Source organism: Pseudomonas sp. HMSC063H08, from assembly GCF_001813645.1.
Lineage (GTDB): Bacteria > Pseudomonadota > Gammaproteobacteria > Pseudomonadales > Pseudomonadaceae > Pseudomonas > Pseudomonas aeruginosa.
On sequence record NZ_KV813316.1, the window covers coordinates 1 to 246 of the forward strand.

At 51.6% G+C, this 246-nt stretch carries 1 rRNA gene; it reads right to left on the bottom strand.

The features are described 5' to 3' along the window. Positions 1-59 precede the first annotated feature (59 nt). Positions 60-175: ribosomal RNA gene (gene rrf, locus HMPREF2924_RS00175) — 5S ribosomal RNA — on the bottom strand. Positions 176-246: the final 71 nt, after the last annotated feature.

Below are 246 nucleotides of genomic sequence, written 5' to 3' on the forward strand. Positions count from 1 at the left end.
TTTTCCGCGCGCAAAAGCAAAACCCCTGGTCATCGCTGACCAGGGGTTTTGGGATAGGAGCTTGACGATGACCTACTCTCACATGGGGAGACCCCACACTACCATCGGCGATGCGTCGTTTCACTTCTGAGTTCGGGAAGGGATCAGGTGGTTCCAACGCTCTATGATCGTCAAGCAATTCGGTTGGATATCCGTTCGCTTGGGCTTACGTCTATCCGGATTCAGGTATGTGATTTCAAGGTGTTT